The 23,078-nt window shown below is 71.0% G+C and carries 20 protein-coding genes; 12 read left to right on the forward strand and 8 right to left on the reverse strand.

Going from position 1 to position 23,078, the window contains the following annotated elements; genetic code table 11:
* Window positions 1–73 precede the first annotated feature (73 nt).
* Window positions 74–814 (forward strand): SDR family oxidoreductase, encoded by a 741-nt coding sequence (locus tag ACXKZB_RS15455; RefSeq protein ID WP_488825919.1) that lies wholly within the window; start codon window positions 74–76, stop codon window positions 812–814.
* A gap of 34 nt (window positions 815–848) precedes the next feature.
* Here ACXKZB_RS15455 and ACXKZB_RS15460 read toward each other — a convergent pair whose 3' ends face one another.
* The 5 genes from ACXKZB_RS15460 to rsmI form a co-directional block, all read right to left on the reverse strand.
* Window positions 849–1,280: a hypothetical protein gene (locus ACXKZB_RS15460; RefSeq protein WP_488823731.1), complete on the reverse strand. Its 432-nt coding sequence runs from the start codon at window positions 1,278–1,280 to the stop codon at window positions 849–851.
* A 111-nt stretch (window positions 1,281–1,391) separates the two neighbouring features.
* The gene (gene rsmA / locus ACXKZB_RS15465; RefSeq protein ID WP_488823732.1) at window positions 1,392–2,243 is read right to left on the reverse strand and encodes a 16S rRNA (adenine(1518)-N(6)/adenine(1519)-N(6))-dimethyltransferase RsmA; all 852 of its coding nucleotides are present in this window, start codon (window positions 2,241–2,243) and stop codon (window positions 1,392–1,394) included.
* A complete protein-coding gene (locus ACXKZB_RS15470) occupies window positions 2,243–3,151 on the reverse strand; it encodes a TatD family hydrolase (RefSeq protein ID WP_222658457.1) in 909 nt (302 codons plus the stop codon). Before ACXKZB_RS15470 ends, rsmA begins: the two co-directional genes overlap by 1 nt.
* Window positions 3,148–4,725: a methionine--tRNA ligase gene (gene metG / locus ACXKZB_RS15475; protein ID WP_488823733.1), complete on the reverse strand. Its 1,578-nt coding sequence runs from the start codon at window positions 4,723–4,725 to the stop codon at window positions 3,148–3,150. The genes ACXKZB_RS15470 and metG overlap by 4 nt, the downstream gene beginning before the upstream one ends.
* 122 nt (window positions 4,726–4,847) lie before the next feature.
* Entirely contained in the window at window positions 4,848–5,669 is an 822-nt protein-coding gene (rsmI, locus tag ACXKZB_RS15480; protein ID WP_123292295.1) for a 16S rRNA (cytidine(1402)-2'-O)-methyltransferase, read from the reverse strand.
* 65 nt (window positions 5,670–5,734) lie between these two features.
* Between rsmI and ACXKZB_RS15485 the strand changes: the two genes are divergently transcribed.
* Window positions 5,735–7,366: a dolichyl-phosphate-mannose--protein mannosyltransferase gene (locus ACXKZB_RS15485; RefSeq protein WP_488823734.1), complete on the forward strand. Its 1,632-nt coding sequence runs from the start codon at window positions 5,735–5,737 to the stop codon at window positions 7,364–7,366.
* Between the two features lie 132 nt (window positions 7,367–7,498).
* Here ACXKZB_RS15485 and ACXKZB_RS15490 read toward each other — a convergent pair whose 3' ends face one another.
* Window positions 7,499–8,167: a TetR/AcrR family transcriptional regulator gene (locus tag ACXKZB_RS15490; RefSeq protein WP_488823735.1), complete on the reverse strand. Its 669-nt coding sequence runs from the start codon at window positions 8,165–8,167 to the stop codon at window positions 7,499–7,501.
* Between the two features lie 169 nt (window positions 8,168–8,336).
* On the opposite strand from ACXKZB_RS15490, the gene ACXKZB_RS15495 reads away from it, so the two are divergent.
* The 7 genes from ACXKZB_RS15495 to ACXKZB_RS15525 all read left to right on the forward strand — a co-directional run bounded on the left by ACXKZB_RS15495 (window position 8,337) and on the right by ACXKZB_RS15525 (window position 18,761).
* Window positions 8,337–9,878, forward strand: coding sequence for an MFS transporter (locus tag ACXKZB_RS15495; protein ID WP_222658462.1), 1,542 nt, complete (start codon window positions 8,337–8,339; stop codon window positions 9,876–9,878).
* 160 nt (window positions 9,879–10,038) lie between these two features.
* Window positions 10,039–10,911 (forward strand): sulfurtransferase, encoded by an 873-nt coding sequence (locus ACXKZB_RS15500; protein ID WP_488823736.1) that lies wholly within the window; start codon window positions 10,039–10,041, stop codon window positions 10,909–10,911.
* A 40-nt stretch (window positions 10,912–10,951) separates the two neighbouring features.
* Entirely contained in the window at window positions 10,952–12,019 is a 1,068-nt protein-coding gene (locus tag ACXKZB_RS15505) for an NAD-dependent epimerase/dehydratase family protein (RefSeq protein WP_488823737.1), read from the forward strand.
* An 11-nt stretch (window positions 12,020–12,030) separates the two neighbouring features.
* Window positions 12,031–12,561 carry an ATPase gene (locus ACXKZB_RS15510; RefSeq protein ID WP_488823738.1) on the forward strand — a complete coding sequence of 177 codons (531 nt, stop codon included), beginning with the start codon at window positions 12,031–12,033 and terminating at the stop codon, window positions 12,559–12,561.
* Window positions 12,562–12,652: 91 nt separating this feature from the next.
* Window positions 12,653–14,497: a thioredoxin domain-containing protein gene (locus ACXKZB_RS15515; protein WP_488823739.1), complete on the forward strand. Its 1,845-nt coding sequence runs from the start codon at window positions 12,653–12,655 to the stop codon at window positions 14,495–14,497.
* Window positions 14,498–14,515: 18 nt separating this feature from the next.
* Window positions 14,516–18,373: an ATP-dependent RNA helicase HrpA gene (gene hrpA, locus ACXKZB_RS15520; protein ID WP_488823740.1), complete on the forward strand. Its 3,858-nt coding sequence runs from the start codon at window positions 14,516–14,518 to the stop codon at window positions 18,371–18,373.
* Between the two features lie 19 nt (window positions 18,374–18,392).
* Complete coding sequence (locus ACXKZB_RS15525; RefSeq protein WP_488823741.1) at window positions 18,393–18,761, forward strand: VOC family protein; 369 nt, start codon at window positions 18,393–18,395, stop codon at window positions 18,759–18,761.
* Here ACXKZB_RS15525 and ACXKZB_RS15530 read toward each other — a convergent pair whose 3' ends face one another.
* A complete protein-coding gene (locus tag ACXKZB_RS15530; protein WP_488823742.1) occupies window positions 18,762–19,301 on the reverse strand; it encodes a YbaK/EbsC family protein in 540 nt (179 codons plus the stop codon).
* Window positions 19,302–19,341: 40 nt separating this feature from the next.
* Between ACXKZB_RS15530 and ACXKZB_RS15535 the strand changes: the two genes are divergently transcribed.
* From ACXKZB_RS15535 to ACXKZB_RS15545, 3 genes are read left to right on the forward strand one after another with little or no spacing between them, the layout of a single operon-like run.
* Entirely contained in the window at window positions 19,342–20,031 is a 690-nt protein-coding gene (locus ACXKZB_RS15535) for a maleylpyruvate isomerase family mycothiol-dependent enzyme (RefSeq protein ID WP_488823743.1), read from the forward strand.
* The gene (locus ACXKZB_RS15540; RefSeq protein WP_488823744.1) at window positions 20,028–20,681 is read left to right on the forward strand and encodes a CatA-like O-acetyltransferase; all 654 of its coding nucleotides are present in this window, start codon (window positions 20,028–20,030) and stop codon (window positions 20,679–20,681) included. Before ACXKZB_RS15535 ends, ACXKZB_RS15540 begins: the two co-directional genes overlap by 4 nt.
* Entirely contained in the window at window positions 20,678–21,169 is a 492-nt protein-coding gene (locus tag ACXKZB_RS15545) for a GNAT family N-acetyltransferase (RefSeq protein ID WP_488823745.1), read from the forward strand. The genes ACXKZB_RS15540 and ACXKZB_RS15545 overlap by 4 nt, the downstream gene beginning before the upstream one ends.
* A gap of 274 nt (window positions 21,170–21,443) precedes the next feature.
* Here the strand turns inward: ACXKZB_RS15545 and ACXKZB_RS15550 are convergent, their stop codons facing one another.
* Entirely contained in the window at window positions 21,444–23,078 is a 1,635-nt protein-coding gene (locus ACXKZB_RS15550; RefSeq protein ID WP_488823746.1) for a type 2 periplasmic-binding domain-containing protein, read from the reverse strand.

Genomic DNA, 23,078 nt, shown 5'->3' on the forward strand with positions numbered 1-23,078 from the left:
CGTGCCAGGGATCGCCGATCCCCCGATGACCGCGCTCTGGCTGCCGCCCTGCCCGTGGAGCATCGTGGTGGTCATGGACATCACGAACTCCACCGTCTTCATCCCCGGCGCGACCTCGGGCATCGGCCTCGCCCTCGCCCAGCGCCTGCAGGCCGCCGGCAGCACCGTCGTCATCGGCGGCCGTCGCCAGTCGCTCCTCGACTCCCTCGCCGCCGAGCACGGCTTCGGCACCGTGCAGATCGACGTCGCCGACGCGTCGTCGATCGAGGCCGCCGCCGCCTCGGTGCTCGAGGCGTACCCGTCGCTCGATGCCCTCATCACCATGTCCGGGATCATGCGCGACGAGGACCTCCGCGACCCCGCGCACATCCACGACGCTCTCGAGCTCGTCCAGACGAACCTGGTCGGCACGATCCGGCTCGTCGACGCGTTCCTGCCGCACCTGCTCGCACAGCCCTCGGCCACCCTGATGACAGTCACGTCCGGACTCGCGTTCGTCCCGCTCACCGCGTCGCCGACGTACAGCGCGACGAAGGCGGCCGTGCACGCCTACACGCAGGCCCTCCGCCAGCAGCTGGTCGGTTCGTCGCTCGAGGTGCTCGAACTCGCCCCGCCGGCCGTGATGACCGACCTGATGGGCGGCGCCGACTTCGGTGGGATGCCGCTCGACGCCTTCGCCGACGAGGTCATGGCCCTCATCGAGTCCGGCGCTGCCCCGGAGATCCTGGTGCAGAACGTGCACCCGCTGCGCTTCGCCGAACGCAACGGCAACCACCAGCAGATCCTCGAGATGATGGCGTCCCGGGAGCACTGACCCGGGCGCCGTCTCGCACGGTGCGAGGGGCGCGTCAGTCGTCAGTGCCGTCGGTCTGCTCACCACGGCGACGGGCGAGCCGGTCGAGGGCACGGCGCGCGAGCGGCAGCGCCGAGGCGATCACCGCGCTGTACAACGCCGAGTCGAGGGGCTTGTGGTGCAGGCGTGTCACCGCCCAGGCTGCGGTGAACGCGGTCACGGCCAGTGCTCCCTCGGCCACCCGACCCAGACGGTCGAGGCGCGGCGGCGGACGGAAGTCGTCGTCATCATCGCGATCGCCCGGATCGTCGCGGAAGGCCGAGACCGCGACCCCGAACACGGGGAACGCGACCCCGAGCAGCACTCCCGCCCATGCCGCGTCGTTCTGCGGGTCTCGCACGACAGCGGGCACAGCGAAGAACTCGATGACGAGCCCGCCGAGCACGGCGACGATCGCGAGCCACTGGGAGAGGGTGATGCGACGCACTCGCCGATTGTAGGGGTGGGACGACCGTGCGCGCGGTCCCCCGTTCGCGGCGTCAGAGGCCGCCGCGCCGCGTTATGGCGATCAGCCGCCTCCGGCCCCGCGGTGTGTCGGCTACTCCGCAGCCGCGAGGACCGTCCGACCGAGCCGTACGAAGTCGTCGACACCGATCGCCTCGCCCCGCGCGGTCGGGTCGATGCCCGCCGCCTTCAGGACCTCGGAGGCGTGGGCGCTGCCGCCGAGCACACCGGACAGGCTCTGCCGCAGCATCTTCCGCCGCTGCTGGAACGCCGCGTCCACCAGGGTGAACACCCGCGACCGCAGCCGATCGTCCCCCGGGGGCTCGTGCCGGTCGAACGCCACCAGCACGCTGTCGACGTTCGGCACGGGCCAGAAGACCTGACGGCTGACGAGCCCGGCGGTGCTCCACGAGCCGTACCAGGCGGCCTTGACGCTCGGCGAACCGTAGACCTTGCTGCCCGGGCCGGCCGCGAGCCGGTACCCGACCTCGGCCTGCACCATCACGAGCGACCGCTCGATCGAGGGGAAGGTCGCGAGCAGGTGCAGCAGCACGGGCACCGAGATGTTGTAGGGCAGGTTCGCGACGAGGTGGGTCGGCTCGGTGTCGAGGTCCGATGCGGCGACGGTCATCGCGTCCTGCTGCACGACCGTCAGCGACGCCGCCGGCTGCAGCGCACTGACCGTCGACGGCAACTTCGCCGCGAGCCGCTTGTCGATCTCGACCGCGGTGACGGGCGCCCCGGTCTCGGTGAGCCCGAGCGTCAGGGAGCCGAGGCCGGGCCCGATCTCGAGCACCCGGGACGAGGGCGTCACGCCGGCGACCGACACGATGCGCCGGACGGTGTTGGCGTCGTGCACGAAGTTCTGCCCGAGCTTCTTCGTCGGGGTCACGTCGAGTTCAGCAGCGAGCTCCCGGATCTCGGCGGGGCCGAGCAGCGCGCCCACTACTCGTCCACCGTCACGGGTTCGGCGTCCCACGCGCCGTAGACGAGTTCGGTGTTCGAGGCGATCTGCGCGGCGAGCATCGAGGCGTCGGTGCCGAGGGTCTCCGCCATCGACCGTAGGGTGATCGGGATCAGGTACGGGGCGTTCGGCCGGCCGCGGTACGGTGTCGGGGTCAGGAACGGCGCGTCCGTCTCGACCATGATCAGGTGCCGCGGCGCGACGAGCAGGGCTTCGCGGAGCGGGGCCGCGTTCTTGAACGTCACGGTGCCGGCGAACGACATGTACCAGCCGCGCTCGGCGCAGAGCCGAGCCAGGTCGGGGCCGCCGGAGAAGCAGTGGAACACCGTGCGCTCCGGAGCCCCGACGCGGTCGAGCACCTCGACCACGGCGTCGTGCGCGTCGCGGTCGTGGATGGTCAGCGCGAGGCCGTGCTCCTTCGCGATGCGGATGTGCTCCTCGAACGAGCGGATCTGGGCGTCGCGCCCGTCCTCGCCGGTGCGGAAGAAGTCGAGTCCGGTCTCACCGATCGCCCGGACGCGGGGCAACGCCGCCAGCCGCTCGATGCCGGCGAGGTGCTCGTCGAGCAGCCCCTGCTCCTGCAGCGACGGCGCCTCGTTCGGGTGCAGTGCGACCGCCGCGAGCACGCGGGGTTCACGGGCGGCGATCGACGCGGACCACTGCGAAGTGGCGAGGTCGGTACCGACCTGCACGACACCCCGGACACCGACGCTGGAGGCTCGGCCGAGGTGCTCGCGGTAGTCGAGCGCCCCGTCGCCACCGTCGGCGATCTCCATGTGCGTGTGGTTGTCGTAGACCGGGACCACGAGCGCCTCGGGCAACGGCGGGTAGGTCAGGTCGCGCTTGGAGCCGTCCCCGTCGCCGCGGGAGCGGAGGTGGGCGTCGGTCACGCGGAGACCTGCTCCGACTGCTCGATGCGCGGGAACAGCCCGCTCCCGAGCGCCACGACGTGCGAAGCACCCTGCCACTCGAAGGCACGGTCGACCCGCTGCTCGGCGATCGAGCCGCCGGCACCGATCGACGCCCACAGCTTCTCGGTGGCCTTCGGCATCACCGGGGAGAGCAGCACCGCGACCGTGCCGAGGCCGCGCAGCGCGGTGGTCAGGACGGTGCCGAGCCGCTCGCGGTTCGCGTCGTCCTTCGCCAGGGCCCACGGCTGCTGCTCGGTGATGTACCCGTTCAGGGCGTCGACGAGCTCCCAGACGGCGGCGATCGCCTCGTGCGGGGCGAATGCGGCGATGGCTGCGTCAGCGCGCTCGGTGACCGACACGGCCAGGGCGTCGACGGCTTCGTCCGACTCGGTCAGGGACCCGCGTGAGGGCACGGCGCCGTCGAAGTACTTCTGCAGCATCGCGACCAGGCGCGAGGCGAGGTTGCCGAAGCCGTTCGCGAGTTCGGCCTGGTACCGCGCCGAGATGTCCTCCCAGCTGAAGTTGCCGTCCTGCCCGAAGGTGATCGCGCGGAGGAAGTAGTAGCGGAAGGCGTCGGACCCGAACGTGTCGGTGATCTCCGACGGTGCGATGCCGGTCAGCTTCGACTTGGACATCTTCTCGCCGCCGACGAGCAGCCAGCCGTGGCCGAACACGCGTTCCGGCACCGGCAGGCCGGCAGCCATGAGCATCGCCGGCCAGATGACGGCGTGGAAGCGGGCGATGTCCTTGCCGACGATGTGCACGCTCGGCCAGAGGCGCTTGAAGGCCTCGTCGTCCTCGGTGCCGTAGCCCAGCGCCGTGACGTAGTTGAGCAGGGCGTCGAACCACACGTACAGGACGTGGTCGCTGTCCCACGGGATCGTGATGCCCCAGTCGAAGCTGGACCGCGAGATCGACAGGTCACGCAGACCCTGCTTCACGAACGAGATGATCTCGTTGCGCACGCTCTCCGGCTGGATGAACAGCGGGTTCGACTCGTACAGGTCGAGCAGTCGCTGCTCGAAGTCCGACATGCGGAAGAAGTAGTTGCGCTCGGCCAGCACCTCGACCGGGATCGAGTGGATGGCGCAGACCTGCTGGCCCTCGTACGCACCGGTTCCGGGAACCAGGTCGCTCGGCTGCTTGTACTCCTCGCAGCCCACGCAGTAGAAGCCCTCGAACTCGCCGGCGTAGATGTAGCCGTCGTCGTAGAGCTTCTGCAGGAACGCCGTCACCCCGCGCTCGTGGCGCTCGTCGGTGGTGCGGATGAAGTCGTCGTTGGCCACGTCGACGGTGTCGAGCAGCGGCTTCCAGGCGTCGTTGACCAGGCGGTCGGCCCACTCCTTCGGCGTGACGTCGTTCGCCGAGGCGGTGCGCAGGATCTTCTGCCCGTGCTCGTCGGTACCGGTGAGCAGCCAGGTGTCGTCACCCCGCTGCCGGTGCCAGCGCGCGAGGACGTCCGCGGCGACCTCGGTGTAGGCGTGCCCGATGTGGGGCACGTCGTTCACGTAGAAGATCGGCGTGGTGATGCTGAACGAGGACCCGTCGGACATGCGGACCATCCTACGGGCGCGCGGAACCCGCATGACGCGCGCGGCGGTGGTCTGTGGAAAACCGGATCCGGGAGGCCCGTGGCGGGCCCGCCCCGCGCCTCCAGACCGGAGTCCCCAGCCGTCTACCGCGCCGCGAGCGCGCCTTCGTAGAGGTCCCGTTTGGACAGCCCGGTCGCGTCCGCGACCGCCGCAGCGGCCTCCTTCATGCGCATGCCGGCGGCCACCCGCTCCAGCACCAGTCGGACCCCGTCGTCGAGCGTCGCTTCCTCGGTGGCCTCGGCGGCTCCTGCGACCACGATGCAGATCTCGCCCCTGACCCCCTCGGACGCCCACGTGACGAGCTCGTCGAGCGGACCGCGCCTGACCTCTTCGTAGAGCTTCGTGAGCTCGCGGCAGACCGCGGCACGACGATCGCCGCCGAACCCGACGGCCATGTCGGCGAGCGTCTCGGCCAACCGGTGCGGCGACTCGAAGAAGACCATCGTGCGCTGCTCCCCCGCGAGCGCCTGGAACGCACGGCGGCGCTCCCCGCCCTTGCGCGTCGGGAACCCCTCGAACGTGAAGCGGTCCGTCGGCAGGCCCGAGACGGCGAGCGCCATGAGCACGGCGGACGGGCCGGGCAGCGCCGTGACGGTGACGCCGGCCGCGGCCGCCGCCTCGACGAGCGGGAAGCCGGGGTCGCTGATGGCGGGCATGCCGGCGTCGGTGAGGACCACGACGTCCTCGTCACGGGCGAGCTCGACGACCTCGGACGCCTTCGCCCGCTCGTTGTGCTCGTGCAGGGCGATGAGCCGCGGACGGTTCTCGATGCCGAGGGCGCGCATGAGGTGGATGGCGGTCCTGGTGTCCTCCGCCGCGACCACCGTGGCGTTGGAGAGGGTCTCGACGAGACGGCGCGAGGCGTCCCCGAGGTTGCCGATGGGCGTTGCTGCGAGGACGATCACGCACCCATTGTCGTCGCAGCACCGACGCAGCGCGGACATGTGGTCTCTCCGTAGGATGCTCAGCGATGACCAGCGAGCTGACCGACGACCGCACGGCCGTGCCCGACGGGCCGGTCGGCTCGCGCCTCGACGACTGGTGGGGGCGGATGCTCTCCACCGCCCAGCGCGTGGCGGTGTGGCGCTGGGCGGGACCGATCGCGGTGACGCTGCTCGCCGCCGTGCTGCGCCTGGCCAACCTCGGGAACCCGCACTCCCTGGTCTTCGACGAGACCTACTACGTCAAGGACGGCTGGTCGATCGTCCACCTCGGGTACGAGGGCACCTGGCCGGCGAACCCGAGCAGCGACTCCGCCCCGACGACCGACGACCGGTTCTCGAGCGGTGAGACGGACATCTTCACCAGCGCCGCGGAGTTCATCGCGCACCCGCCGCTCGGCAAGTACCTGATCGGCCTCGGCATGCTCCTGTTCGGGGCGGACAACTCGTTCGGCTGGCGGTTCGCGGTGGCCGTGCTCGGCATTGCGACGGTGTTCCTCACCGCCGTGATCGCCCGGTCGCTGTTCCGCTCCACCCTGGTCGGCACGCTCGCCGGCGGCCTGCTCGCGATCGACGGCCAAGCCATCGTGATGTCCCGCGTGACGCTGCTCGACGGGATCTTGACGTTCTTCGTCGTGCTCGGGTTCGGAGCACTCCTGCTCGACCGGCGCCGGAGTCAGCGGCGGCTCGACGACTGGGTCGCCGAGCGCGTCGCCGCCGGCCGGGACACCCTGTGGGGGCCCGTGCTCTGGTGGCGTCCGTGGCTGTTCGCGATGGGGCTGACGATGGGGCTGGCCACCGCGACGAAGTGGTCGGGGATGTACTTCCTGGCGTTCTTCGCCGTCTACTCCGTGCTGAGCGACATGGTGATGCGTCGCCGAGCCGGGGTCGAGTTCTGGTCGTCGAGCGCGCTGCTGCAGCAGGCTCCCGTGTCGTTCCTGCTCACCGTGCCGATCGCCGCCGTCACCTACGTCGCGTCGTGGACGGGCTGGTTCGTGTCGAAGGACGGCTGGGACCGCAACTGGCTGGCCTCCGGCGGGGAACGCTGGACCGGGGTGCTCCGGTGGGTGCCGGACAGCCTGCAGAACTGGTGGCACTACCAGTCGGAGATCTACAACTTCAACATCGGGCTGCACACGCCGCACTCGTACCAGGCGAACCCGCTGCTCTGGCTCGTCATGCAGCGCCCCACCTCGATGTTCTACGTCGGCACCGACGCCGGCCAGGACGGCTGCTCGGCCAGCCGCTGCGGCGAGGCCATCACCGGCGTCGCGAACCCGTTCATCTGGTACGCGGCGGTCATCGCGACGGTGGCGCTGCTCGTGCTCTGGATCCTGCGCCGACGGTGGCAGTACGGGTTCGTCCTGCTCGGCGTCGCCGCGGGGTACCTGCCGTGGCTCATGTACGTCAACCGGACGGTGTTCCAGTTCTACACGATCGCCTTCGAGCCCTTCATGGTGATGGCGCTGGCTGCGGCGATCGGGTTGGTGCTCGGGTCACGGACCGATCCGCGGCCCCGACGGACCCGGGCGATCGTCTGGGTCGGCGTGTACCTGGTCGTGGTCGTGCTCGCGTCGGCGTACTGGTACCCGATGTGGACCGCGATCCAGGTGCCGTGGGACTTCATCCGGTCGCACTACTGGCTGCCGAGCTGGCTGTAGCGCGCGTCGGGTGCCGGCCCGGCGCACTGGTCGCGACCAGACCGCCGGACGGGAGGCACGGGTCGACTCCGCCACGGGCCTCCCGTCCGGAGTCGGCCGGCACCGGAGCCGCGCGCCGTCCGCGGGGACGCGTCAGGACTGCGCGTGCAGCGCTCGCTCGATCGACTCGCGGTCGAGCGGGTCGCCGACCATCTTCGTGGCGGTCTCGCTCACGGTCTGCGGCAGGACGCCCTCGATGAGGAGCTCGGCGTACCGGCGCCACGCGTTCGGGTCGTGCTCTCGGGTCGCGTCGGCCACCGCGCCCACCATCGCGGTGAGCATCGGCAGGTCGCGGTAGTCGAACCCGGCACGGACGACCCCGGCGGTCTCGGCCCGACCGATGATCGCGGAGACCTGGCGTTCCAGCCGGTCACGCTCCTGCACGATCGACGGACGCGCCTTGCCGGCCCGCACGATGGCGTCGGCGAGCGCACGGTCGCGGGCGCGGAACTCGAACACGCCGGTCAGGTAGACCCGGAGGGCCTCGCGCGGATCGACGACGTCGGCGGCGCGGGCAGCAGCGTCGTTCATCGCCTCGAACTTGGTGGCGAGCAGCGCCTCGATCAGGGAGTCCTTGTCGGCGAAACGTCGGTACACGGTGCCGACGCCGACGCCCGCTTCGTGCGCGATGTCGTTCAGGGTGACCGACAGACCACGCTCCGCGAAGCACTTGCGAGCGGTCTGCAGGATCAACTCGCGGTTGCGTGCCGCATCGGCGCGCAGCGGGCGCTCGAGGTCGGGCGCGGACTCGGTGGTGCTCACGGTGCCGAACCTAGTTGAACTTTCTGGGAATAAGTGGATGCGGACCTTCCGTTTCGGTCTACACTGTCGACAAACGGATGCCGCGCATCCGTTTGACACCTCCCCTCTTCGAAACGCCCGACGGCGCGCGCTTCGTGCTCCCCCTCCAACCTTCTCGAAGGAGGCTGCCGTGACGGCAGAACACACCGTGCCGACCCCCACCGGGGCAGCACCCACGACCTCTGGCTCCACCCCCGCCAAGAGCAACCACCGCTGGATCGCCCTGGCGGTCATCGCCTTGGCCCAGCTGATGGTCGTGCTCGACGCCACCATCGTCAACATCGCGCTGCCCTCGGCCCAGGCCGACCTGGGGTTCGGCACCGACCAGCGCCAGTGGATCGTCACCGCGTACTCGCTGGCGTTCGGTTCGCTCCTGCTGCTCGGCGGTCGCCTCGGCGACCTGTTCGGCCGCAAGAACACCTTCATCATCGGCCTGGTCGGCTTCGCGGTCGCATCGGTCCTCGGTGGCCTCGCCGACTCGTTCGGCCTGCTGGTCGCCGCCCGCGCCCTGCAGGGTGTGTTCGGCGCGCTGCTCGCCCCGTCCGCCCTCGGCATGCTGACCACGACCTTCCGCGACCCGAAGGAGCGCGGTCGTGCGTTCGGCATCTTCGGGTCCATCGCCGGTTCCGGTGCGGCCATCGGTCTGCTCCTCGGTGGCGTGCTGACCGAGTACGCGTCGTGGCGCTGGTGCCTCTACGTCAACGTGGTCTTCGCCGTGCTCGGCGTGATCGGCGCGCTCGTCTTCATGGAGAAGCCGCCGAAGGTCGACCGACCGCGCATCGACGTCCTCGGGGTCATCACCATCACCGCCGGCCTGGTCGGCGTCGTCTACGGCTTCTCGAACGCCGAGACCAACGGCTGGGACTCCCCCGTCACCATCGCGATGCTCGCCGCGGGCGTGGTGCTCATCGCCGCGTTCGTGTTCATCGAGACCCGTGTGGCGCACCCGCTGCTGCCCCTGCGCGTGGTGCTCGACCGCGACCGCGGTGGGTCGTTCATCGCGATCGGCCTGGTGGCGATCGGCATGTTCGGCATCTTCCTGTTCCTGACCTACTACCTCGAGCAGACCCTCGGGTTCAGCTCGCTGCAGACCGGTCTGGCCTTCCTGCCGATGCCGCTGTCGATCATGATCTCGGCAACGCAGATCGGTGGGCGCCTCCTGCCCCGCGTCGGCCCGAAGATCCTGATCTTCGCCGGTGGCCTCGTCGCCGCGACCGGCCTGCTCCTGCTGCTGCGCACCGACCTGGACAGCTCCTACGCGGGCACCGTCCTGCCGGCGCTGGTCGTCATCGGCCTCGGCATGGGCACGATCTTCTCGTCCGCGATGAACACCGCGACGACCGGGGTCGCCCGCGCCGACGCCGGTGTGGCCTCGGCGACGGTCAACACGATGCAGCAGATCGGTGGCTCGATCGGCACGGCGCTGCTGTCGACGATCTTCGCCGACGTGGTGTCGAACAGCCTGTCCGGGCTGTCCGCCGCCCCGACGAAGCTGCAGCAGGCGCAGGCCACGCTCGACGGCTACCACGTGGCGTTCGGCATCTCGGCCGGCGTGCTCGTGCTCGTCGCCCTCGCGGGTGGGCTGCTCATCAACCGGCAGTCGGTGCGGGTCGAGCGGCTCGCACGTGCCGGGTCCGCCACGACCGGCAGCATCCCCGCCGCCGCGCACTGACGTCGCAGCGGGGCAGTGCTGACTCGGAACGACGATCGCGATGTCGTACGACAACCGCCTTGTCGTTCCGAGTCGACGCACCAACCACCACGCGCGCCCCGGTTGCGCAGTGTGTCGGTTTCCCTGTCGCCCGTCAGAGGTCCGCATTATCGTGTGCGGCATGGCCCCCGTCCTGACCTCGCCGCTCGTGTCGACGCAGTGGCTCGCCGACCACCTCGGTGGTGACGAGCTCGTCGTCCTCGACGCCTCGGTGCACACGGTGGGGACCGGCCTCGAGACCACGTGGCGTTCCGCGGTCGACTCCTACGAGCAGCGCGGGCACGTCCCCGGCGCCCGCTTCGCCGACCTCGTCGACGCGTTCTCGACGCCGGGAGCCGCGGTCCCCTTCACCCGCCCGAGCGCCGAACGGTTCGAGGCTGCGGCCGGAGACCTGGGTGTCACGAACACCTCGACGGTCGTGGTCTACGACGACAGCGTCGGCGAGTGGTCGGCACGACTGTGGTGGATCTTCCGGTCGTTCGGCTTCGACTCGGTCGCGGTCCTCGACGGCGGCTTCACGAAGTGGCATGACGAGGGCCGTCCGGTCCGCGTCGGAGCACTCCGTCACGCATCCGCGCCGGCGAAGTCGCCCGACGACGACCGCGCCTTCCTCGCCGGTGAAGAGCGCCCGCTCTGGGCCGACCACGCCCGTGTCCGCCGAGCCGTGACCGGTGAGCAGCCCGCGGCGCTGGTGTTCGCGGCGCCCGACGTGGCCCTCGGCGACGACCACCCGCCGATCATCCCGGGCAGCACCCCCATCACGGCGGACACCCTGGTGGACCCGGAGACGAACGCCTACCTGCGGGGCCCGAAGCTCGCCGAGGCGTTCGCCGCCGTCGTCGGCGAGGACGAGATCGTGACGTACTGCGGGGTCGGCAGCGCCGCGTGCGTCGACGCCCTGGCACTGACCGTGCTCGGCCACGACAAGGTCACGGTGTACGACGGCTCAGTGCTGGACTGGTGGCGACACGAGCCCGAGGCGCTGGCCTCCTGACGACGCGGCCCGCCGGCGACCGTCCCGCTAGCGTTGGCGCATGAGCTCCAGACGCGCGGTCATCCTCGGCGGCACCGGCGGGATCGGTTCGGCCGTCGCACGTGAACTGCTCGACGCTTCCGGCCGAGGCGGCGACGACTGGCAGGTCGACGTCCTGGCCCGTCGTGGGGGCCCGGCGGCCGACGCCCTGAGCGCATCGGGCGCGAGCTTCACCGCCGGTGACCGCCGCGACACGAGCACCCTGCGTGACCTCCTCCGCCCCGGCGCGGACCTGCTCGTCGACACCGTGGGGCTGACCCGCGACGACGCGACGCAGCTCCTGCCGTTCCTCGACGACGTCGGTTCCACCGTCTTCGTCTCCTCGCGCGCGGTCTACGCCGACGAGCAGGGGCGGCACGCGAACTCGACCGACAAGCCGGTCTTCGGCGGCGCGGTCACCGAGATCCAGCCGACCGTCACCGCGGGCGACGGCGACCCGACGAGCCGCGACGGCTACGGCGCCGCGAAGGTGGCGTCGGAGCAGGTCCTGCTCGACCACGGCGCCCCGGTCACGGTCCTGCGACCGTCGAAGGTGTACGGCGTCGGCATCGGCCGTCCGCGCGAGTGGTTCGTGGTGCGACGGGTGCTCGACGGGCGCGAACGGATCCTGCTCGCCGACCACGGCCGCGGCGTCGACCACACGACGGCGGCGAGCGGGATCGGCTCACTCGTCCGCCTGGTCGCCGATGCTCCTGACCGGCGCATCCTCAACGTCGCCGACGACACCGCTCCGACGGCGCTCGAGATCGTGCGGACCATCGCCGGGCACCTCGACCACCGGTTCGACGAGGTCCTGCTCGACGCGGACGCCCCCGCCTTCGTCGGGACCACCCCGTGGTCGTCGCCGTCACCGTTCGTCCTCGACACGACGGCGGCGCGGGCGCTCGGGTGGCAGCCGCCGACCTTCGCCACGGCGGTCCTGCCCGAACTCGACTGGTTGGTGGAGACCGCGCAGAGCACACCGGCCGACGGCGACGTGCCGTGGGCCGACGACCCGTTCTGGGAGCGCCTGTTCGACTACGGCCCCGAGGACGCCGCCCTCGCGCTCCTGTCGCTCGGCCTCGGGTGACGGTGCGGAGCGTGCCCCGCTCCGAGGTCCTGTTCGTCGGCGGGCGGTCCGGCGTGGGCAAGTCCACGGCCGCCGAGGCGCTGCACGACCTGCTCGTCGCAGCGGACGTCCGTCACGCGGTGATCGAGGGCGACCTGCTGGACCTCGCGCACCCGGCGCCGCACGTCGAGCACCCCGAGGCGCACCTGGCCGAGCGGAACCTCGCCGCGATGTGGCAGGCCTACCGCGAGCTCGGCCACCACCGACTGGTCTACACGAACACGGTGTCCGTCCTCGAGCACGAGCGTCTGGCCGCCGCCATGGGCGACGACCCGGTGGTCACGACGGTCCTGCTGCGCGCGGCAGACGGTCCCACCGCCGAGCGGCTGGCCCGACGGTCGGGTGGCGACGTCCCGCAGGCGCAGCTCGCGCACAGCACGCGGACGGCCGGGAGGCTCGACGCGGCTTCCGGGGACACGGTCGCCCGGCTGGACACGGACGATCTCACCCCCGCCCAGGTCGCGCAGCGTCTCGCCGCGTTGACGGGGTGGCTCCACCGCTGACCGCTCGGACGAGGGCTGTGGAGATCGACGATCCGTCCACAGATCGCGGCGACCGTTGGTCCGCCCAGTCGCCACGGGGCACGCTGGAGGCATGAACGACAACCGACTCGGCACCTCGGTCAGCCCGTACCTCCGTCAGCACGCCGACAACCCCGTGGACTGGCGCGAGTGGGGCCCCGAGGCCTTCGCCGAGGCACGGGAGCGCGGCGTGCCGGTCCTGGTGTCGGTCGGCTACGCCACGTGCCACTGGTGCCACGTCATGGCGCGTGAGAGCTTCGCCGACCCGGAGATCGGTGCACTGCTCCGCCAGGACTTCGTCGCCGTCAAGGTCGACCGCGAAGAGCGTCCCGACGTCGACGCCAGCCTGATGGCCTCGGCGAGCGCGTTCACCCAGCAGCTCGGGTGGCCCCTGACGACGTTCCTGACGCCCGAGGGCCACGTGTTCTTCGCCGGCACCTACTTCCCGCCCACCCCGGTCGGTCAGGTGCCCGCGTTCCGGCAGATCCTGGCGGCGGTGCTCGACGCGTGGACCGAGCGGCGACACGAGGTCGACGCGAACGCCGCGGCCATCGCGACGGCGATCCGGCAGGGGGCCGAGGCGGACGCGACCGCCCGCGCCGGCGACGGTCCTGGCGGAGCCGACCCGCGCCTCCCGTCCGTCGACAGCATCCGGGCCGTCACCGGTCAGCTGTCGCAGGCAGAGGACACCACCTACGGGGGTTTCGGCGGTGCGCCGAAGTTCCCGAGCACACCGTTGCTGGAGTTCCTCGCCGACGCAGCACGCGACGGCGATGCCGAGTCCGACGGCCTGCTCGACCGGTCGCTGCACGCGATCCGGGCCTCCGAGCTGACCGATGCCGACGGCGGTGTGTTCCGGTACGCGACCAAGCGCGACTGGAGCGTGCCGCACTACGAACGGATGCTCTACGACAACGCCGGCCTGCTCGCGGTCGCCGGGGCCGAACAGGCACGCGGCATCGCGGACTTCCTGCGGGACACCCTGCAGCAGGACGACGGAGCGTTCGTCGCCGCGCAGGACAGCGAGTCCACGATCGACGGCCGGCGGGTGGAGGGCGAGTGGTACCGACGGCCGCTGTCGGAGCGCGCCCTCCTGGACCCGCCACCACTCGACGACCAGGTCCTGACCGGGTGGAACGGCCTGGCGATCCGCGGGCTCGCGATCGCCGGTGAACGCCACGACGACCCCGAGATGATCGACCTCGCCCGATCGGCAGCCGATGCGCTGCTGCGGTCGCACGTGCGTGACGGGCACGTCGTGGTCCGCTCGAGCACGCCGCGCGGGCCCTCGGCGGCCCCGGCGACCATCGAGGACGTCGGGCTGCTGGCCGAGGGGCTGCTCGAGCTCGCCCTGGTGACGGGCGAGGCCGCGTACGCCGTGACCGCCCGTTCCCTGGTCGACGACGGCTTGGCCGGCCGGTTCGACGTCGACCCGGTGCTCGCCGGGGCGGGCACGGCGACCGGGGAACAACCACAGACCGCGATGCGTTCCGGGACGGTGGCACTGGCCGCAGCGGCAGCCGAGCTCGCGGCGTTGACCGGCGACTCCGCGTACCGAACAGCCGCGGAGCAGTTGGTGGCGGACCGGGCGACGACGGGGACCGAGCGGCCGCTCGGGCACGCGGACGCACTCGGTCTCGCACTCGGGCTGCAACGGCCCTCGCGCGAGATCGTGGTCGTGACGTCGGACCCGCACGACCCGCTGCGGGACGCCGTCCGCGCCGCGCGCCGACCCGGCACGATCATCGCTCGCGTGACCCCGACGCAGGCCACGGCGTGGGCAGCCGCGGGGTTCGAGCTGTTCGAGGCGCGGGATGCGCTCGAACCGGCCGCGTACGTCTGTCACGACCGCGTGTGTGCCCTGCCCGCTCGGTCCGCGGCCGACCTCGCCGCCGGGCTCGCAGCACCGGCGGCGTGACGGTATCCTGGAATGCTCATGTCTCCCACGCCGCCAGTCATCACGTACCCGCCCGAACTGCCGGTCTCGCAGCGGCGGGACGACATCGCGGCCGCGATCCGTGACAACCAGGTCGTCATCGTGGCGGGTGCCACCGGCTCGGGCAAGACCACACAGCTGCCGAAGATCTGCCTCGAGCTGGGACGCGAGCACATCGGGCACACCCAGCCCCGCCGGATCGCCGCCCGCACGATCGCGGAACGCGTGTCCGAAGAGCTCGGCAGCGACCTCGGCGACCTGGTCGGCTACCAGGTGCGCTTCACCGACAAGGTGTCGTCGAACACCCGCATCAAGCTGATGACCGACGGCATCCTGCTGAACGAGATCCACTTCGACCGCGACCTGAAGCGGTACGACACGATCATCATCGACGAGGCGCACGAGCGCTCGCTCACCATCGACTTCCTGCTCGGGTACCTCAAGCGGCTCCTGGTCCGGCGCCCCGACCTGAAGCTCATCATCACGAGCGCGACGATCGACCCCGAGTCCTTCTCGAAGCACTTCGGCGACGCCCCGATCATCGAGGTCTCCGGCCGGACCTACCCCGTCGAGATCCGGTACCGCCCGCTCGTGTCCGAGGACCCCGAAGACACCGACGAGGACGACGAGACCGACTCACGCACGGCCGACCGTGGCGGGTCGAACGGCGCCGACGACCGCGACACCCTGCAGGGGATCACCGACGCGCTCGACGAACTCGCGCGCGAAGAACCCGGCGACGTGCTCGTGTTCCTGTCCGGCGAGAACGAGATCCGTGACGCGCAGGACGCCATCGAGGGCAAGCGGTACCAGGGCACCGAGGTCCTGCCCCTGTACGGCCGGCTCTCCGCCGCCGATCAACACCGTGTCTTCGACCGACGCACCACCCCGGGGGTGCGCCGGCGCGTGGTGCTCGCCACGAACGTCGCCGAGACCTCGCTGACGGTGCCGGGCATCAAGTACGTCATCGACACCGGGACCGCCCGCATCTCCCGGTACTCCCCGCGTGCCAAGGTGCAGCGGCTGCCGATCGAAGCGATCTCGCAGGCCAGCGCGAACCAGCGTTCGGGTCGAGCGGGCCGCACCAGTGCCGGCATCGCGATCCGGCTCTACTCCGAGGACGACTTCGAGCGTCGGGACGAGTTCACCGACCCGGAGATCCTGCGGACGAACCTCGCCGCGGTGATCCTGCAGATGATCTCGCTCGGTTTCGGCGACATCGAGTCGTTCCCCTTCCTGCAGCCGCCGGACTCCCGCGGCGTGAAGGACGGCCTCGACCTGCTGCGCGAGCTCCGCGCCGTCGACAAGGACGGCCGGATCACGAAGTCCGGCAGACAGCTCACCCGGCTGCCGATCGACCCCCGGCTCGGCCGGATGGTGCTCGAGGCCGGTCGCCAGGGCGTCGGCCGCGAGGTCGTCGCCGTCGTCAGCGCCCTGAGCATCCAGGACCCCCGTGAACGCCCGCTCGAGAAGCGCGCCCACGCCGACCAGATGCACGCCCGCTTCGCCGACCCGACGAGCGACTTCCTGACCCTGCTCGCCCTGTGGAACTACATCGAGGACAAGCAGGAAGAGCTGTCGTCGAGCGCCTTCCGCCGGCTCTGCAAGGCCGAGTTCCTCAACTACCTGCGCATCCGCGAGTGGCAGGACCTGTACCGCCAGCTCTCCCGCGCCGCGAAGCAGGTCGACGTCCGGGTCGGGCAGTCCCGCTCCGACGACGGCGATGCCGTGCACCGGTCCCTGCTCGCCGGTCTGCTCAGCCAGATCGGGCTGCGCGACCGCGAGAAGCGTGACTACCTCGGCTCGCGGAACACCCGGTTCGTCGTGTTCCCGGGCAGTGTGCTCGCGAAGAAGCAGCCCGACGCGGTGATGGCGGCCGAACTCGTCGAGACCAGCCGGCTGTTCGCACGGACCGTCGGCCGGATCGATCCCGCGTGGGTCGAGCCCCTCGCCGGTGACCTGCTGAAGCGCACCTACGGCGAACCGCACTGGGAGAAGAAGCAGGGCGCCGTCGTCGCGTACGAGCGGGTGACCCTGTTCGGCGTCCCGATCGTGCAGCGCCGCCGGGTGCAGTACGCCCGGATCGACCCGGAGCACTCGCGTGAGCTCTTCATCCGCCACGCCCTGGTCGAGGGCGAGTGGGAGTCGCAGCAGGCGTTCGACCGCGCCAACCGGAAGCTCCGCAAGGAACTCGAGCAGCTCGAGGAGCGCACGCGCCGGCGCGACATCCTGCTCGATGACGAGAACGTCTACGAGTTCTACGACGCGCGCATCCCCGCGGACATCGCGACGACCCGTGACTTCGAGGGGTGGTGGCGGCCGACGCGCCGCGACCAACCGGACCTGCTCACGATGCGCCGGGCGGACCTGCTGGACGAATCCGCTGCCGAGGCGGCGGAGGACGACGCCGAGTACCCGACACAGTGGCGCAGCGGCGACCAGCGACTCGCGATCCAGTACCGCTTCGAGCCGGGCGCGCAGGACGACGGCGTGAGCGTGCAGGTGCCGCTCGCGCTGCTCCCCCGTATGCGCGAGGAGGGCTTCGACTGGCAGGTCCGCGGCCTGCGCAAGGAGCTCGTGACCGCCCTCATCAAGTCGCTGCCGAAGCAGATCCGCAAGAACGTCGTGCCTGCCGCCGACTGGGCCGAGAAGATCGTCGCCGAACTGCCGGATGACGCCCCGACCGAGCCCACCGAGTCGTTCCGCGCGACCCTGGCCAAGGCGATCCAGCGCATGACGTACGTGCCGGTGTCGGAGTCCGACTTCGACCTGTCCCGGGTGCCGTCGCACCTGCTGCCGACGTGGGCAGTCGTCGACGAACGCGGTCGGCGGGTCGAGGCCGGCAAGGACCTGTCGGTCCTGCAGACGAAGCTCAAGGACCGCACACAGCAGAGCGTCGCCTCCGCCACGGTGCGGGCTGCGGGACGACCAGGAGGCGCGGCTCGCGTCGCCGCCGCCGGTGGCGGTGCCGGGGCGGAGCAGTCCGGCCTCACCACGTGGCCGGCCCAGGACCTGCCGCAGACCCTCGACACCAAGCAGGCCGGTGGTGTCATCCGCGCGTACCCGTCCCTGGTGGAAGAAGGTTCCGGCCCGAAGGCGACCGTCGGGGTGCAGCTGCTCGCGACGCCGTCCGACCGGCAGGTCCGCATGCCCGCCGGGGTCCGTCGCCTGGTGATGCTCGCGGTGCCGTCCCCGGTGTCGTACATCCAGTCGCACCTGACGGCGCAGGAGAAGCTCGCACTCGCGGCGAGTCCGTACGCCTCCACGAACGCGTTGTTCGACGACGTGCTCGCGGCCGTCGTCGACGCGGTGATCCGTCGCGCCCACCCGGACGGTCTCGTGTTCACCAAGGCCGAGTTCGAGGCGGTCCGTGACGCCGTGTCGGCGACCGTCGTCGACACGATGTTCACGGCGGTCTCCGAGCTCGCCGCGGTGCTCGCCGCCCAGCGCTCCGCGGAGCGAGCACTCAAGCAGGCCAACTCGATGTCCCTGCTCGGTGCGTTGACGGACATGCGCCAGCAGATGGAGCGGCTCGTCTACCCGGGGTTCGTCTCCGTGGCCGGGCTCGACCGGCTCCGACGTATCCGGGTGTACCTGCAGGGCATCGAGGCACGCGTGCAGAAGCTGCTGCAGAACCCGGGGCGCGATGCCACGTGGATGCGCGAGGTCACCGTCGCCACCGATCGGTACGTCGACGCGGGCGGTGCGTTCCCGCCGCCGGTCGGCGCACACCCCGAGCTCGTGCACGCACGGTGGATGCTCGAGGAGTTCCGCCTCAGCCTGTTCGCGCAGGAACTCGGCACCGCCGAGACGGTGTCGTTGCAGCGGATCACGAAGGCCCTGACCGCAGCGCGCTGATCGGTCTAGCCTGACGGCCATGATCGGCACACTCGACATGGTCGTCCTGGACTGCGCAGACCCCCGCGGCCTGGCCCGCTTCTACGCGGAGCTGCTCGGTGGCGAGATCGTCGGCTTCGACGAGGACTGGGCCGAGGTCGCGCTCCCCTTCACCGACCACCGGCCGCTCCTGGCGTTCCAGCAGGTCGAGGACTACCGCGCCCCGGAGTGGCCCGGGCAGCTCGTCCCGCAGCAGAGCCACCTCGACGTGAAGGTCGAGGACCTCGACGACGGCGAGGCCGCGGTCCTGGCCATCGGTGCGACCGCGACGGGATCGGCGACCGAGACGTTCCGCGTGTACCTCGACCCGGCTGGCCACCCGTTCTGCCTCATCCGCCCGAATGACTGATCAGGCTTCGGTCGCCAGGCCCTCGACGACCTGCACACCCGGCAACGTTCCGAGGACGGAGCCGGGCAGGAACACCTTCGCACCGCGGAGACCTGCACCGATCACAGCGTCCGGGGCATCGAGCACGCGGGAATCGACGTACACCGGCCACGAAGACGGCAGCCCGATCGGCGTGATCCCGCCGTACTCCATTCCCGACAGCTCCACGGCCTGGTCCATCGGCGCGAAGCTCGCTTTCCGCACGTCGAGCAGCTTCCGAACGACACGGTTCACGTCGAGGCGGGTGTGGGCGAGCACGACGCACGCGGCGAACCGGACGTCCTCGCCGCGCTTGCCCGCGACGACGATGCAGTTCGCCCCTCCGTCGAGTGGGAAGCCGTAGGCCTCCGAGAACGCGGCGGTGTCTGCCAGGTCCGGGTCGATCGGAGCTGCTTCGATGCGTGCTGCGACATCGGCGGGCAACGCGGCGAGTGCCGCGGCGGTCGGTGCGGCCAGCAGTTCCGGGGCGGTCAGGGCGGGAACCCGGTCGAGCGTCGGCATGGCTCCACCCTACGGAGCACCGCGTGACCATGCTGGCCCCATGTCGACGTACGTCACCCACCTCACCGCCCTCGCCGGAGCAGCGCAACGGTTCGACGACATCCTGCGGTCCAGCGACCGTGCGGCACCGGTGCCGTCGTGCCCTGGCTGGTCCGTCGGGGACGTCGGTACCCACCTGACCGACGTGCACCGGTGGGCGCTCGGGCAGCTGACCAGTTCGGAGCCCGCACCGCTCGCGCACGACGACCTCGCGGACCGCTTCCGCACGGGAGCCGACGAACTCGTCGCAGCGCTCTGGGCACGCTCCTCGGACACCCCGTGCTCGGCGATCTACCCGCCGGACACAGCCGCGACCTGGGCACGTCGCCAGGCGCATGAGACCGCGATCCACCTGTGGGACGCGCAGCGGGCGCTGGGAGCCGAGCCAGGCCTCCCGGTCGAGCTGGCGACCGACGGCGTTCGTGAGGTCGTCGGCGAACTGTACCCACGTCAGGTGCGGCTCGGCCGCATCGCGCCGCTGGCGCGGACCGTCGTGTTCGCGTTCTCCGACGCACCCGGCGAGGCCACGCTTGGCGGCGCGGGCGGCGATGCCGTCGTCCGGGTGACCGGTCGAGCCGAGGACGTGCTGCTCCTCCTGTGGAAGCGACGGGCGCTCGACGAGGTCGCGCTGACGATCGACGGTGAGCGGGCAGAACTCGACGCCGCACTCGCGACCAGACTGGTGCCATGACGGAACTCCGACCGATCGACCTGGACACCTGGCCGCGCCGCGAGCACTTCGAGCACTACCGGCAGCGCGTGCAGTGCTCCTACGAGGTGACCGTCGACGTCGACGTCAAGGCGTTCGTCGCGGCCGTCCGCACGAGCGGGGCGAAGACGTACGCGTCGCAGATCTGGGCGATCGCGACCGTGGTCAACCGTCACGCCGAGTTCCGGATGCAGCTGCTCGACGACGGCTCCCCCGGCGTCTGGGACGTCGTGCACCCGATGTTCACGGTGTTCCACCCGGACACGGAGACCTTCTCGGCGTTGGTCGTGCCCTACGACGAGGACTTCGGGCGGTTCCACGCCGCCGCGGTCGACACGATGGATCGGTACCGGGACGACGTCCGGATGTTCCCGCAGGACGACCGGCCCCGGAACGTGTTCGACGTCTCCACCTTCCCCCGCACGTCGTTCACGGGGTTCGCGCTGCACGTCCGCGACGGGTACGACCACCTGTTGCCGATCGTCACGCTCGGGCGCTACCGGACCGAGGGCGACCGCACGGTGATACCGATGGCGCTGCAGATCAACCACGCGGCGGCCGACGGCTTCCACACCTCGCGGTTGGTCCAGGAGCTCGAGGACCTGTTCACCGCCCCGTCGTGGCTGGCATGACGGTCAGACCCGCGCTGCCGACCGATGCGGCCGCGATGGCCCGCGTGCACGTCGCATCGTGGCGAACGACGTACCGCGGCCTGATGCGGGACAAGGTCCTCGACGCCCCGTCCTTCGTCGCCCGTCGCGAAGCGTTCTGGACGACGGCACTCACCGACGCCCGGTTTGCAGCGAACCGGGTCGCCGTGGCCGAACACGATGGAGCGGTCGTCGGCATCGCCATGGCGGGCCCCGCGAGCGGCGGGGCCGACCACGGCGACGTGCACCTCTTCGTGCTCTCCCTGCTCGACGGCCACCACGGATCCGGGGCCGGTAGCGAGCTCCTCGACGCGGTGGCCGGCCCGGACGAGCGAGTCACGCTGTGGGTTGCGGACCCGAACCCCCGTGCGCAGGCGTTCTACCGCAAGCACGGCTTCGTGCCGGACGGCGGCGAGCAGGTCGATGACGGCGTCCGCGAGGTTCACATGGTCCGCGCTCCAGTGGCCTGAGCAGCCGCACCGGGTTACAACGGCCGCATGACGAACGCCGTGGTGCACGTCGAACGCATCGGCCCCGACGCGGATCGGTTTCGCGCCTCCTGCGCTGCGCCTCGGGCTGGCCGAACCACGCTGACGGACGGGAGGCCCGTGGCGGACCCCGCCACGGGCCTCCCGTCTGCTCGCCCCGAGTCCAGGGCCACGCAAGACGCCGTCGTGTGGGCGAGACGCCGCGGAACTGCGCGGCGTCTCGGAGACATGGAGGTGTCTTGCCACGACGGCGGCGTCACACGCCCGCGCGCGCCTCCAACGCCTGCTCGAACTCGCGCCGCATCGCGTCGCCGCCCCGGCGGCGCCAGTCGCGCACGACGGCCTTCCACCCCGACACCGGTGCTCGGCCGAGCAGCACGTCGTTGATCGCACTCGTGGCGGAGGTCCCGATGGCCGGTCCCTTGGTGGAGTTCGTCGGCGAGTACAGCCCGTAGGTGGGGTTCGTGATCCCGTCGTCCAACCACGAGGACAGCGACTCGTAGACGACGTCCGTCATCTCCGGGGCTCCCGCGTAGAAGAGCGGCAGTGGGCACTCCGTGAAGTACTGCAGCGGGAACTCACCGAGCGCGGTCTCGCTGTTGCCCGTCTTCGTGAGGACGGGGGCGCCGTCGCGGAAGTCGAAGTCCCGGCCCTCGATGCCGAACTTCCGGTACATCCAGGCCTCGGTCCCGAACGGCGACGCACACCAGTTCAGGACGCCGAGCAGCATGCGGATGCGCTCCTCGGGCGCGGCCGCGAGTGCGGTGATCGCGTTGTTCGGGTCCCCGAGCCACGGTTTCGGCTTCGCGCCGCCCGGCCCGACGAACGGCGCCATGGTCATGCGGAACCCGCTGCCGGGCTCGGCCTGCTGCAGCAGTCCGGGGATCGCGCTGTAGCTGTCCTGGAGCATCAGCGCCGAGCCCTGCACGAACCACACCTTGCCGTTGTAGGCGGTGACGCTGTCCGGGTGGACGAGGCCGTCGGCGAGGAGCTTCCGCGAGGCCTCGAGCATGTCCTGGTACGCGTCGACCTCGTACATGTGGGTCAGGCGGCCGCCCTGCTCGTCCCACTGGTTGGGCACACCGAACATCGACGCGAGGATGTTGGTCGGCACGGAGCCCAGCGCCCAGCGGTTGCGCCGCGGGTCGGAGACCTCGCGGCAGAGCGCCTCGAACTCGTCGAGGTCACGGAAGGACGGGTCGACGCCGAGCTGCTCGAACAGGTCCTGCCGTCGGTGCAGCACACCGGTGGTCAGGGGCCCGCGGGGCACGGGGACGCCGTAGATGCCGCCCGAGAACACGGTGCCGCGCCAGGACGCGGTGGGCAGGTTGGCCAGGTACGGGTAGTCCCGGACGCCGCTGCCGGAGAGGATCTCGGTGAGGTTCGCCGCCTTGGCCTCGAGGAACTGCGGCAGGTACGAGAACGTGCCGAACACCGTGAACACGTCGCCGAGGGTGTCGCCCGCGACCTGCGTGGCGAACTTGTTGCCCCAGTCGGCGTTCGGGGTGATGGTCAGGTCGAGGTCGACGCCCATCCGCTCGTCGAGGCCCTGCCAGTACGGGTTGCTGCCCTTCGACGGTGGGACGGGCGAGTTCGTCGGGACGCTGCCGTGCAGCGTCGACCCGTCGCCGGGTACCCGGTCGGTCGGCACCAGGTCCGACGGGATGCGTCGGAACGCAGAGGGCATGAGCGCGCTGGTCTTCGGGAGCACCGGGTCCGGTCCGCCGGCCCACGGCACGTAGTCCGGCAGGGTCACGGCCCGGTTGATCGCTTTGACGTCGGTGGAGCGGGTGACGGTGTCACAACCGGCCAGGAGGCCCGTGGCCGCGATCCCGAGACCGCCAGCGATCAGGCCGCGGCGGGTGATGCCCCGTGGTGCGTTGGTCGTCAT

It is taken from the genome of Curtobacterium sp. ABR8 (genome assembly GCF_057812125.1).